The organism is Streptomyces sp. A1136 (genome assembly GCF_004795055.1).
Classification (GTDB): Bacteria; Actinomycetota; Actinomycetes; order Streptomycetales; family Streptomycetaceae; genus Streptomyces.
This window is the reverse complement of sequence record NZ_SSBJ01000033.1, coordinates 26,199-38,673: the sequence shown is the minus strand read 5'-3', so window position 1 is coordinate 38,673 and position 12,475 is coordinate 26,199. Positions and strand designations below refer to the sequence as shown.

Annotated in this window: 12 protein-coding genes; 10 read left to right on the top strand and 2 right to left on the bottom strand. The window is 68.4% G+C overall.

The features are described 5' to 3' along the window. The first annotated feature begins 94 nt into the window (after nt 1-94). The 5 genes from E6R62_RS27920 (at nt 95) to E6R62_RS27900 (ending at nt 6,378) form a co-directional block, all read left to right on the top strand. Complete coding sequence (locus tag E6R62_RS27920; protein WP_276615665.1) at nt 95-499, top strand: TadE/TadG family type IV pilus assembly protein; 405 nt, start codon at nt 95-97, stop codon at nt 497-499. After that, on the top strand, nt 496-960 hold the full coding sequence (locus tag E6R62_RS27915) for a TadE/TadG family type IV pilus assembly protein (protein ID WP_136216248.1): 465 nt from the start codon (nt 496-498) through the stop codon (nt 958-960). The genes E6R62_RS27920 and E6R62_RS27915 overlap by 4 nt, the downstream gene beginning before the upstream one ends. Nucleotides 961-964: 4 nt before the next feature. After that, on the top strand, nt 965-1,450 hold the full coding sequence (locus E6R62_RS27910; protein ID WP_240801950.1) for a TadE/TadG family type IV pilus assembly protein: 486 nt from the start codon (nt 965-967) through the stop codon (nt 1,448-1,450). A 35-nt stretch (nt 1,451-1,485) separates the two neighbouring features. After that, a complete protein-coding gene (locus E6R62_RS27905; protein ID WP_136216247.1) occupies nt 1,486-4,845 on the top strand; it encodes a LysM peptidoglycan-binding domain-containing protein in 3,360 nt (1,119 codons plus the stop codon). Nucleotides 4,846-6,042: 1,197 nt separating this feature from the next. Beyond that, entirely contained in the window at nt 6,043-6,378 is a 336-nt protein-coding gene (locus tag E6R62_RS27900; RefSeq protein WP_136216246.1) for a hypothetical protein, read from the top strand. A gap of 416 nt (nt 6,379-6,794) precedes the next feature. Here the strand turns inward: E6R62_RS27900 and E6R62_RS27895 are convergent, their stop codons facing one another. Together E6R62_RS27895 and E6R62_RS27890 are read right to left on the bottom strand one after the other, a co-directional pair. Continuing rightward, a complete protein-coding gene (locus E6R62_RS27895; protein ID WP_240801949.1) occupies nt 6,795-7,283 on the bottom strand; it encodes an SAM-dependent methyltransferase in 489 nt (162 codons plus the stop codon). A 73-nt stretch (nt 7,284-7,356) separates the two neighbouring features. Continuing rightward, a complete protein-coding gene (locus tag E6R62_RS27890; RefSeq protein WP_306432475.1) occupies nt 7,357-8,277 on the bottom strand; it encodes a Tat pathway signal protein in 921 nt (306 codons plus the stop codon). Between the two features lie 890 nt (nt 8,278-9,167). On the opposite strand from E6R62_RS27890, the gene E6R62_RS27885 reads away from it, so the two are divergent. The 5 genes from E6R62_RS27885 to E6R62_RS27865 all read left to right on the top strand — a co-directional run bounded on the left by E6R62_RS27885 (nt 9,168) and on the right by E6R62_RS27865 (nt 12,472). Next, on the top strand, nt 9,168-9,398 hold the full coding sequence (locus tag E6R62_RS27885; protein ID WP_206308862.1) for an ATP-binding protein: 231 nt from the start codon (nt 9,168-9,170) through the stop codon (nt 9,396-9,398). A gap of 802 nt (nt 9,399-10,200) precedes the next feature. After that, a complete protein-coding gene (locus E6R62_RS27880; RefSeq protein WP_136216244.1) occupies nt 10,201-10,491 on the top strand; it encodes a hypothetical protein in 291 nt (96 codons plus the stop codon). 37 nt (nt 10,492-10,528) lie between these two features. After that, the gene (locus tag E6R62_RS27875; RefSeq protein ID WP_136216243.1) at nt 10,529-10,987 is read left to right on the top strand and encodes a hypothetical protein; all 459 of its coding nucleotides are present in this window, start codon (nt 10,529-10,531) and stop codon (nt 10,985-10,987) included. Between the two features lie 490 nt (nt 10,988-11,477). Then, a complete protein-coding gene (locus E6R62_RS27870) occupies nt 11,478-11,786 on the top strand; it encodes a hypothetical protein (protein ID WP_136216242.1) in 309 nt (102 codons plus the stop codon). After that, nucleotides 11,780-12,472 carry an RNA polymerase sigma factor gene (locus E6R62_RS27865; protein WP_136216241.1) on the top strand — a complete coding sequence of 231 codons (693 nt, stop codon included), beginning with the start codon at nt 11,780-11,782 and terminating at the stop codon, nt 12,470-12,472. The genes E6R62_RS27870 and E6R62_RS27865 overlap by 7 nt, the downstream gene beginning before the upstream one ends. Nucleotides 12,473-12,475: the final 3 nt, after the last annotated feature.

Below are 12,475 nucleotides of genomic sequence, written 5' to 3'. Positions count from 1 at the left end.
CCCGGCACAAGAGCGCACAGACAACAGAGGGGAGGGCGCGGTGTTCGACACTGCGCAGGCCGGACCCGCGCCACAGGCAGCTGTCCCCGCCGCCGTGGACCGACGCCCGAGAGAGCGGACAGGCCGGGGAGACCGGGGCGAGGCGTCCATTCAGATGGCAATCGTCTTCCCTTTCGTCATCCTGGTGACCGTCGCGGTCGTGCAGGCGTCCATGTGGTTCTTCGCCCGGAACATCGCGCTCACCGCCGCCCGTGAAGGCGTGGCCGCCGCCCGCGTCTACCAGGCCCCCGAGGACGCGGGCGCGGCACGTGCCCACGAGACCCTGAGCCGCATCGCTGGCGACAGCCTCACTCAGAGCACGGTGAGTACCTCCGGCACCAGCGCAACCGAAGTCCGGGTGGCGGTCACCGGCACCGCGCCCTCCCTGATCCCCGGCCTGTCAGGACTAAGCGTGTCCCAGTCCGCCGGAGCCCCACGCGAACGGTGGACCACCCCATGACACCTCGAAACCGATGGTGGCCGCGGTGGAAGGGTCTGGTCCGCGACGACCGGGGCAGCGAGACGATCGCGGCCGCGATCGTGATCCCGCTGCTGCTGATGCTGTTGTGCATGGCCATTGCCGGCGGGCGGATCGTCACCTCCGGCGCGAAGATCGACGCCGCCGCCGAGGACGCGGCTCGCGCCGCATCGATCTCACGTACCCAATCCGGCGCCCAGGCCGAAGCCGCCGCCGCAGCGGCCCGCTCCCTCGCAGATCAGGGAATCCATTGCGCGTCGTCCAGTACCCGCGTCGACACGGCCGGGTTGGCCGTACCGCTCGGTGAGGTCGGCACCGTCACCGTGACGATCTCCTGCACTGTCACCATGGCCGACCTCCTGCTCCCCGGCGTCCCCGGGTCCAAGACGCTGACCAGCCGCTTCGCTTCCGTCGTTGACGCCTACCGCTACAGGGAGGGATAGGGCCATGCCCCCACCAGCACGAGCACCGGAAACGACAACAGAGGCCGAACCCGAGCCGGGACCGGTTCGCAGTCGGCTGCGCGGTGACGAGGGCGGGATCGCCATCTACACCGCGATCGTCACCGTCGCGCTCATCGGCATCATCGGCCTGGCCATCGACGGCAGCGGCAAACTCCGCGCCACCGAACGCGCCGACTCCGTAGCGATGGAGGCCGCCCGCGCCGCCGGACAGGCCATCGACCCCGCGGCCGCCGTCACCGGCAGCGCGATCCGGGTCGATCCCGATGCCGCACAGGCTGCGGCGCAGGCATACCTCGCCCGCGCCGGAACCCGCGGCAGCGCCAGCCTGTCAGCCGACCGCACCCAGCTCACCGTCACCGTCCACGACATATACCCGACGAAGTTCCTGGCGATCGCCGGGATCGGATCGATGGACGTCACCGGACACGGATCGGCGCGGCTGTTGCACGGCGTCGCCCAGCCCCAATAACACCCGCCCGCCCGAAGCAAGAAGGACCCCAGCCGATGCCGAAACCCGCCACCGTCCGCAAGCCGCCGCCACGCCAGCGTTCCGGCGCCCAGAGTGCGGCCGCGCTGGTGCGCGGCCTGCTCAGCCTCACCGCTTTGGCCGCGCTGCTGGCCGGCCTGCCCGTCCTGTTGTGGTGGGCGAGCGCCATCGTCGGGCCGCCGGGCCTGGCCGCATTGTCGCAGCTGCTGTCCACCGACGACTCGGGCCAGGTGTTCCTGCTGGCCTTGGCCGTCGCCGGGTGGGCGGGGTGGGCGCTGTTCGCGTGCGCGGTCCTGGTGGAGATTCCCGCCCAGCTCCGCGGCCGCGCCGCCCCGCAGATCAGGGGACTGGTCGGGCAGCGGGCCGCCGCCGCCCTGGTCGGCACCGTGCTCCTGGCGCTGCCCGCCGGGACCGCTCTTGCCGTCCCCGCCACCGCCTCACCAGCGCCCGTGTCACCGGTGAGCGTCAGCGCGGCGCCCGTCCCGGGCACCAGCCCCACCATCCATGCGCCGGCCACCGACCACAGCGCCGACGCGGCCCAGTACACCGTGCGGGACGTGCGGCCGGCCGAGAGCCTGTGGTCCATCGCCGAACAGGTCCTGGGTGACGGCGAGCGGTGGACGGACATCGCCGCCCTCAACGAGGGCCACACCATGACCGACGGCACAGTCTTCCGTGCCGACCAGCCCATCCAGCCCGGATGGGCCCTCACCCTCCCCGCCGACGCCACTCCTCCCCCGAGCACGGGAGTCCGCGCCCAGGGCGAGCACGGCACGGCCGCCGCCACCGCGGCCGACGGCTCGCAGTACACCGTCCGCGAGGGAGACAGCCTCTCCTCCATCGCCGGCGAGCAGCTCGGCGATGTGGACCGGTACCCGGAGATCTTCGGGCTGAACAAGGGCACGCCCCTGCCCGACGGCGGTACGTTCACCGACCCGAACCTGATCTACCCCGGACAGCAGCTCACCCTCCACACCCCTCCCGTCGCGACTGCGCCCACAGTGACCCCCTCACCCGCCGCCCAGGCACCGGACGCGCCCACCAAACCCACCCCGCCGGCGACGCCGACCCCGAAACCCACCCCCACCCCGACCGCAACCCCCGGGGCCCCGAGCTCGACAAGCACCTCGGTGCCCGCCACGCCTTCACCGTCCACGGCCAAGCAGGCGCCCACCGCGAGCACGCCCACCGCCCAAACCGCGAAGCCATCCGCCCCGCCGGCCGCGAACAGCCCGACGGCCTCCTCGACCACAGCCTCGCCCACGGTGGGTGCACCGCATGTCGTCTCCGCCGCGAACCGGATCAACTGGGTACTGATCGCCGGGATCGGCACGCTACTGACCGCCTCTCTCGCCGGGGCGCTCGGCGTGCGGCGGATTCTGCAACAGCGCGCCCGCCGCGCGGGTGAGACCATCGCCCAAGACGACGACCCCACCACCATCGAGCAAGTCCTGGGCGCACTCGCCCAGCCGCAGGGCGTCGAGCTCCTCGACCATGTGCTGCGCGCCCTCGCGCACCACGCCGCCGCCGACCAGGAGGCCCTGCCCGCGCTGCGCGGGGCGCGGCTCTCAGGCGACGGCATCATGCTGTTGTTGGACGAACCCGCGGATCCGATCACCCCGTTCACCGCCGGCCCGGACACCCGTACCTGGGTCTTGGACGATCAGGCCGTGCTCCCGGCCGCCGGGGAACTGGCCGACGTCCACGCCCCGTACCCGGGGCTGGTCACGCTCGGCGCGGACGATGACGGCCTCCTGTTGGCCGACCTCACCACCTGCCGTGTCCTGCTGCTGGACGGCAGCGCCGAAGAGATTCTCGAAGTCGGCCGCGCCCTCGCGTTGGAGCTGGGCACGAGCCGGTGGACCGACTACGTCGAGATCCTGACCTGCGGACTCGGCAGCCGCCTGTCCGGGCTCCTGCCACAGGGCCGGATCCGCACCATGCCCCACCTATCGGCCGTCGCCGCCGACCTGGGTGAACTCCTCGTCGAAGCCCACCAGTCCGGGGAGCAGGTTCTGCCCTGGCTGATGATCGGCGCCGCAGACCACGGCGAGGAAGACGTCGCCCTACTCGCCGACGCTCTCGCTTCCGCCCGCCACCTCCAGACCGCCGTGGTCCTGCCCGCCACCCCGCCGGCCCGCAGGGCGTTCCCCCACGCCGAGATCCTCGATGTCACCCGCGACCAGACCACCGTCCTGGCCCCGCTGGAAAGCCCGGTGACGCTCCAGCGCGTCACCGACGAGCAATACCGGCAGTATGTCCACACCTTGCAGGTATCCGTTCAGGACCCGGAGCCCGCGGCCGGGGCATGGGAGTTCGCCGAAAGCCACCAGCAGCCGGCCGCCTCGGGCCTGCCCCTGACCGTGCGGGTCACCAGCCAAGACGCCCACAACCCCGGCAATCCCTTCCCGGCGCTCCTTGCCGAACTCGCCCCCGACCCCGTCGGCCCCGCCACCTCGACGTCACATGACCCGGACGCCGATGCCGACTCCGCGGACCAGCCGGACGTTGAGGCTGCGGCCGCGGCCGCAAGGGCCAACGGAGCCGTCGCACTCCCCCACCAGGCAGGCGCCCAGGAACCCGGCACGCAATCGCAGCCTGAACCGGCCGACTCCGACAGCACCACCGGCGAGGTGCGCATCGACATGCTCGGCCCCTTGCGCATCACCGGCGGAACCGGAGCCGCCCACGCCCCCCGCACCACCGCCGTCGCCGCCCTTATCCACCTCCGACCCGGGCGCAGCGCCGAGTACCTGTGCAAGGCGGTCGACCCCGTGAACCCGTGGTCGACCCGAACCCTGCACTCCCGCCTCTCCGAGATCCGCGCCGTATTCGGCGACACGCCGGATGGGCAACCGCTCCTCCCCCGCCCAAAGAACGGCAGCTACACCTTCCATCGGTCCGTCACCTCCGACTGGGCCCAGTTCCGGGCGTTGGCGTCCCGTGGCCTCGCCGCAGGGCCGACGGCCGGAATCGCCGACCTCGAAGCCGCCATGGCCCTCGTGCGCGGCAAGCCGTTCGACGGCCGTACTCCGCCGTGGGCCGACGTCGTAATCCAGGAAATGCTGTCTAGGATCACCGACACCGCCCACACCCTCGCCCGCTGGCACACCGACGGCGACACCCCCGACCTCGACGCCGCCCGCCGCACCGTCCTCCAGGCCCTCGACGTCGAGGAGACCTCCGAGCTCCTCTACCGCGACCTCCTGAACATCGAGTGGACCGCGGGGAACACCTACGCGGTCCGCATGACGGTGGGCCGCCTCCAGCAGATGGCACGCACCTACGACATCTCCCTGGACGACCGCACCGAGGACACCATCCACCGAGTGCTCTCAGAGAACCCTCCCGTCACCCAGCACGTCAGCGCCAGCTGAACCCTCCCGCGGCAACGCGTGTGGGGCCTGCCGGTGACACGCGCTCAACCCGGCCCAATGCCGTCAACAGTTCACATCTCCGGTGCAGCAGACCGAGGGCAGAGGCAACCGGTCTACCGACCTCCCCGGCGGGTGTGGCCGCTTTGCCCGATCCCTGACGTCGATCTCCGCCGCTGAACGGATCACGGCGTCTCCCTGCCATGGAGGTGGCGAGCTCGTTTACGGGTCTGTTCTTGTGCGAGGTATCGCCGGAGGCGGGATCCTTCGGGGCACCAGATCTCTCGGGGACAGCGATCGCAAGCCGCAAGGTGACGCTCGTAGAGGCTGGCGGAAGGGTGTGAGGCATTGCCTGGGCTCCCTTGGTTGCCAGGTCCTTCGGCAGGGGTTCCGTCATCCACCTGACGTTGTTGAACGACATCAGCCCCCTCATGGTGAAGACCATGGTGAAACCTGGTAGGGGCGTCATGTGACTCCTCCTGAGTCGTCACGTGACGCTCTTTGACTTCGTCACGTGACGCCGCCTGAACGCGAGCCGGTGCTTCCCAGGCGGCGTCACGTGACGCAGCCTGGCCGTCATTTACTGCTCGCGCAGAGGGCGTCATGTGATGCTCGGTGGCCTTGGCGCGCTTATGCCGTAGCCGGCGGTCGTGCTCTGAGCTCGACAACACGGAAAGCGCGAGCCCCCAGTCAAGGCCTGCACCCGTTGCGCTGTCGGCCCCGAGGGGGAATGTGCAGGCGTAGGTTGCGGGTTTGGGGTGGCGTCCGCCGCAAGCGTTTGCCGTCTTGCGGAGCAAGCACATGGCTTCCGCCGCCACAAGCACTTTCTGAACGGTGTCCTTGCTACACCGGCCTACGGCCATGAGCGTCTCGACACCGAGGAAGGCGTTGGTGCCGTCCTCGTTGGCGGCTTGCCCCACGGCTTGGAGAATCGCGAAAAAGGAGGCACCCAGCGTTTTCCACTGAGGTGTGCTCCTGCCGCCCTTCGGCACGTGCCTGGCAGCTCGGATCAAGAACCAGCGCCAGGAGTGGGCGGGGGCACAACCGCGCCTGGTGGCTTGGGACGTACCGTCGAGGTCTCCGTCGCTCATACCGCGACCCTACCGTTGTGTTTCCCTGAGAGCAACTCTGTTGCCTGTTGTAAAACGAAGGAGGGGCAAGCGCCACCAGGAGGCAATCAGGTTCCTTACAGCCGCTACCATGATTGCCATGGAGAGGGTGTCGAAGCAGTCAGGGCGCGAAGCGGTAACGGACCTGGAGCTACGGTTCATCGAAGCCGTGGAACACGGGCGAGTACGCGCCGAGATCACCTACGAACAGCTCGGCCGGTACCTCGGCCTGTCGAAAAGTCAAGTCAGCAAGCGTCAGGACGGCCAGATCAAATACGCGGTACGCGACATGTACTACGTCGGCAGACTCTTTGACATCGACCCCCTCACCATGGCCGCCGGCCTAGGCGACTGGCTCAACAACATCAAGCCCGAAGAAGTCCAGGCGAGAATCGACGACCTCCGCGAAGGCGACACCCGAGCCTGAAGCACCCCGCCCCGTCCCCCACGGTGCCTGAGCACAGAGCGCAACGACAAACCGGCAGGCCACTGCCGCCGCGCTGACCACCCTCCGATAGACGCAGCCCTCCGCGACGAGCATCTGCACGGCATGGAGGGCCGGCAGGCCGAATGAAGACGCTACGGGAGACATCACTTCCCAAAGCTGAGAAGAACAGCCTTTTGAGCACCTGCGGCGTCATCGTGCCCACAGCGTCACATCTGGGGCGGAGGCCCAAGGGCGAATCCGCGCAAAGCAGGCGAAGCCACCGGCGCAAACCCATCCTGCGGCGAACCGCAGCAGGTCGTCGTCTGAACTCGCCAGGCGGTTGCCGCAACGCTGGGTTGCTAAGGAGGTTTGACGTCAGCTTTATCCGAGGTCGCGCCATTCGCCCCACACGGCCTTCAAAGGGTGCGAGCTGCCGCCGCCCAGTAGTTGGGCTCAAGCATCTCCCGCGGCCAAGCCGGTTGGTATACCTGCCCACGAGGCCCCATTTGTTCGAAGTACGGAGCAATGTCGTACACCGGTGTCCCATCCACTGCGTCGAGGTCCGTGACAACAAGGTCTCGGCCAACCACCTTCAGCAGACGCGGATAGGACGTGGCCAGCTGATTGGGACGTCGGTGGTTGCGGTGCACGAACGTCCCGGTGGCCGGCCAGCGGGTGTCACCCCGCGGGCTCCGGGCATGAAGCTGAACGTCAGCCGGCGACGCCTTGTGGAAGTACCAAAGGACGGTCAGATGGGAGAACGCGTCAAGGCCCTGGAGCGTCTCAAGCGGAAATCGGTCGTCGAGGCGGATGACGGATTCGACACCTCCCTGGTAATCGTCGACGACGGTCGTGTGGCCCCCAACCACCGTGGCGATCTGCTCAATCTGCAACATCATGGTCATGATCGCGTTGAACCTCCAGTTTGACGACGCACAGGTCACCATGCCACGGCCGCGTACCAGCGGATCGGTGCCGTCAGCCTACGGCGCTCAGAAGCTCGCGGGCCCGGGAGTCAACCTCAGAAGCTGTCTGGCCGCCGCGGGTGAGGACTGGGGACAGCGAGCGGCGCATTTGGACGACGGTGTCGTAGACACGTCCGGACTGGATGCCGGAGGCAATAACGTCCAGCGCCTGGTTCCAGGTTGCGCAGGCGGCGTCCACGTATCCTCGCCGTACCTGGACCGCGCCCAGGTACCCGAGAGTCACGGCGTGGGTACGAGCGTAGGGAAGGGCGCGGGTGCGGACGCTATGGCGGAATTCGGCTTCTGCTGCGCGTAGGTCACCCATGTCGCGCAATGCCGCCGCGGTTTCGTGGGCCAGGGCGGCCTCGGAGAAAAAGCCGACTCGGGCCGGGGCTTCGGCACCGTCGGCTTGTGCGAGGTCGTTTTCGGACCGGTGGAGAGCTGCTCGGGCTTCCTTCGTCTGCCCGGCGAGGGCGAGGGCGCGAGCGTGGACGACGCCGAGGAGTGCGCGCTCGCGGGGGGCGGCCTGGGCGTAGCGACGCTGGGCGAGGGAGCCCTCGGCGAGTTCCAAGGCGCGAGCCGGATGGTGGAGATCGACGGCCTGGTGGGCGGCGGCGCGCAAGATGTGACCGGCGAGCGGGCCGTTGCCCGCTTCGGCGGCAAGGCGTAGCGCGATGTCGAAGTGGCGCTGGGCGATGGCGTGGTCGCCGGAGTCGAAGGCCATCCAGCCCGCGAGATAGACGAGCTCGGCTGCTGCCGACAGGAGATCGGTGCGCAGCTGCTCGGTGGAGACGCGGGCTGAGACGAGAGCGGCCACGTCGGTGGTGAGGAAGGAGGTCAGCGCGGAGCGGCCTGTGCGGCCTCCCAGGCGTTGGTCTTGGCGCGAGAAGTAGGCCATGGCATCGCGCAGTGCCTCTACGTGTGCCGTAGTCACAGTCCGACGGGTGAGGGGAGAGCGGGTCCGGGCTTCCTCGAATGTTGTGCGCCACCAACTGTCGGGAGGGAGCGCGGAGCCGGCTGCGGAGTACGCCGAGTCCGCGAGAACCTGTCGGCGGGTCATGTCCATACCTTGTCCCCCGTCTTGTGCCAGATCGGCCAATGCCGTCGCTGTCGCCACGTCCCAGGCCGAAAGCGGGACGCGTGCGCTGTCTAAAGCACCGGGCATCCCGATCTGTGCTGGGGTCACGACCCGGCCGAGCCGTCGGGAGAGCGCCTCACACAAGATAGACGCCACTTTGGAATCGGGGCGTGACCCGAGGACCCACTGCGAGACGTTCGTTCGCGCAACCCGGGTCAGGTCATCGTGATTGGCTTCCGCTGCCACCATGCGGACATGGGCGGCCGTTTGCTCCTGGGACCATCCTGCTTCCCTGATGGCCTCGGCCAAGGCGCTGTTGCGGATCCGCGGCACTGTCCGCCCCCATCTCAAATGATCTTTAGCAGCGTTAGCGGCTTCGCAGGCGGAACGGGGATCCCCACAGCCGGCAAAAGACGGTTTCCTCATCAGGAAGCTAAACGCCAACGGCCCCCAGGTGAAGGTCGATCCGCAGCATTGACCCGAATGGGCTGTCGTGCCAGAACCCTGCCCGCTCCCGTCCGTACGGAGGACTGCTCCATGTCGATCGCCGCACCGCCGCTCGACTGCGACGTGCTTTGCCTCACCGGCCCAACCCGTTACCGGTCCGCGAAAGGGCGGAGGCTGTCTTCAAGCGCACCGGACGTCTCGATGCGGACGCGCGTCGCCCTGGGCAGGCACGCCGCATCGTCACCGCCAGCATGGGGGCGTGGCGCCTTCGCGACTACGTGGACGATGCCGTTCTCCTGGTGTCCGAGCTGGTAACCAACGCCTTCCGACACGGCACCGGTAGGACGCTACGCGTCCGCCTCCACCTGACTCAGAAGTACCTTTGCGAGGTCCACGCCAAGGTCGCTGCGGACTTTGACGAGGGCGGTCGCGGGCTGTTCCTGGTTTCTCGAATCGCGGACGTCTGGGCCGTGAGCCCGGACGGCGCCGGTATGTGGTGCACCCTCGCGATCACACGCGGTCGCGACTGAGACCTCCTGCTCGCCCTCCGCAGCTTTGTGGCATCACCCTGGGATCCTGCAGTGGGTCTCGGCGAGTGAAAAGTATCCGGTGCAACAGAACGCGCCGGATCGATCTGCCACCGACGCACACACACGAATCGCCCCGTGCATCGACGTGCGGCCACTGCTGACAGTCGCTCCCCGCGGCGCACCAAAGTCCACCGCCGCCACCCCCATTGCTCCGTGCCCAAGAGCGCTCAACTCTGAGACATCCACATCGCCTGCTGCGAGGCCGTACAACCCGGCCCGAGGCCGCCGAAGACCTCCAAGAGGGCTTCGCCCCGCCGGGGCTCCCTCTCACTGTCCCGCACTTGGCCGCGGCAGACCCCCCAGGCAGCCGCGTGTGGGCACTACCCCCCACTTCGCGGAACGCCAGACATCCCCACCCCCACCGTCCAGCGGAAGCCCTCACCCCAAAGGAGCATCACGTGCCGGCATCAGTCCCCATGCCCGTCGGCGGACGCCGCCGATCGGGAAGCCGCTCATGGCCGCGCTTTCTCGGCACCAGTGCGGTGCTGTTCGAAGACACCGGCGGACGGCCAGCGGACGGCCGGGGGGGCGCACCACACGGTGCGGGTCATGCACCCATTGCCGCCATGTCCGCCGGAGTCAGTCCGGCGGGCATCCGATGAACCCTTCGACGGTGTGCCCACCGGATCCAGACTTCCTTCCCGGCATCTGTGTCAACACTGGCTTCACCCCCTCCGGTCGGCCGGTCGTGACCCTTTTCCATCCCCACGCGCACGCCCGGAACGACGGAGTCCGGACGTCGATGCTGGCTATCGCGACATGGCTGCGACTCGGCTACGGACGCCGCTTCCCGCGCACCGGCCAATACCTCTACGACATCAACGGCATCTGGGCCTTGGACTACGGCCACCCCCGCGACGTCCTCCACTTCACCCCAGGCCCCCTTTGGCCACAGGTCGTGCGCGGCAACGGCGGTGCCCTCGTCGCCGTCAGCCTTGAAGACCAACCACGCCCCGCCTCGGAAGGACAGATCTTGACCGGTCGCCTTGCCTTGAGGCGACGCACTCCCCGCGAGTGGCAGCGACCACGGTGAAGACAGCACTGACCAACCATAGAGAGGAATAGGCGTTGTGAAGGAACACCTGAGGTACTGCCAAGAACCCGGGGACAACTGGGACCGGCCCGATGGCGACTGGGGCGAGGGATCGCCTGACAACGGGGAGACCCTCCAGGAGCGTCGCAATGCGAACTTCTGCTACCGCCTCGGCTCCCTGGCCCTGTCACAAGGAGACCTGCGCCCCGCCGAAGGGTGGCTGACCATGGCGATGAAAGCCCACCATCCCGGCGCATGGTTCCGATGCGCCGCACTGGTATCCCGTCGCGGCTACCGGCTGTTCGGCGGCGACGGTCCCCAGGCGTACTTCCGCTACCTCATCGAAGGAGCCGCCGACCGCGGCCACGGCGACGCACGCCAAATACTCCTACTACTGCGCGACCGTTCTGCCAAACCGCTCTTCGAGAGCTGGGAAGACCCTATCTTCGGGCCAGAGATCCTCTACGCTCTGCGGTCCGTCCTGCGAGAGCAGTGACACCCTCCAGCCACACCTCGAACCGAACGAAAAGTGACGGTCACACTTACACTAAAACCCACCGGAAACTCGCAAAAATTCAAACAACGCGCCACCAGCATCAGGACAAGAACGCCTCGGAGCAGATGCGCTGACGACACAGCTCCACATAAGCGATGCTGTTCGCGATCTCCACCTGGTCTTTGCGACGCGTGGCCGGTTTCGTACCCGCCTTCTTTCCCCTACTGCATCGGGTTCCTCGATTCAGACCGGATAGCAGACCTGGGCTGTGTGAGGAGAACCGCATGAGCGAAACGCCACTTCACATCTCCCCGGGCAGTCCGGACGCGCCCGTCTTCATGCAGAGCGCGACCGTGTCCAGCCGTTTCCTTTGGATCACTCGAATGAGTGATCCAGGGGGTGGTGGAGGGAGAAGTGGGGTGGGTCGGCTGTCTGGGTGATGTGGGCGCGATCCGTGCCCGTACCACTCGCAGATGGAGAACGACTTCAGATGCCCTTCGACTGGACCGGGGTCCCCCCGGCTGTGGGCGCGGTGGCTGCCGTTGTGGCCGCCCTGATGAAGCTGTACCGGGACCGCAGGTCCTGCACGGCAGCGCTGGAAGCCCCGCACGAGGACGTGTCCGCGTCGTCCCCGACCGCGGCGGGGCGGGTTTCGTTCGCGGTGCGCGTCGAGGTGTCAGGGCCCTCCCGGGTGCGCGTGGCGATCGCCGATGGTGGGGGGCTGGTCCTGGTCGACGTGTCGGTAGACCCCGAGGCCAGCCCGTCGCGCCCCTCAGTGAAGGAGCGCGCGCCGTGGTAGCGGGTGAGATGCCGAAGACGCCACCGCGCTCGCGCGCAGACACACCCTTGGCGGCGGTGGAAGCGGGCGCGGCGGATCCGGATGAAGAAGGAAGTCGCGCCGGCGGGTGGGCCTACTCCGAGCAGGCCCAGCGGCTGGATGCGGAGGTGCGGCGGTTCCTGAAGGAGGAGCCGGCGGTGCTGCGGGGAAAGACCGGCGGGAAGCTGTCGTGGGCAGCGTCTGAGGACGTCGTCGCGCAGGCGGTGTGCAACGTGGTCACCCGGGCGGCCGAAGGACTGCTGGCTGACGTGGTGAACCTGACGGCGTACCTGCGGAAAGCGGCTTGGAACCTGGCGCGTGACCAGCTGAAGGCGCAGGCGCGAGAGGAGCTGGCGGGAGACACCGTGGAGTCCGCCGCGACCTCACCGGCGCCGTCACCAGAGCAGGTGGCGGTCGGGGACCTGGACCCGATGCGAGACCTGCTGATGCGGACCATCGAGGCGATGCCGTCCTCGTTGCGCCAGCAGGTGGTGCGGCATCAAATCCAAGGATTGACCGATGTCGAAATCGCGGCCGCGCTCGGCATACGCGCGGACCGGCTGCACCGGGAGCGGCATAAAGCGGTGGTGGAGCTGCGACATGCGCTGTGCGCGTTCATCCGTGATGCGCACCGGACATCATCGGGACGCGGGAAGAGGGAGTGGTGACGG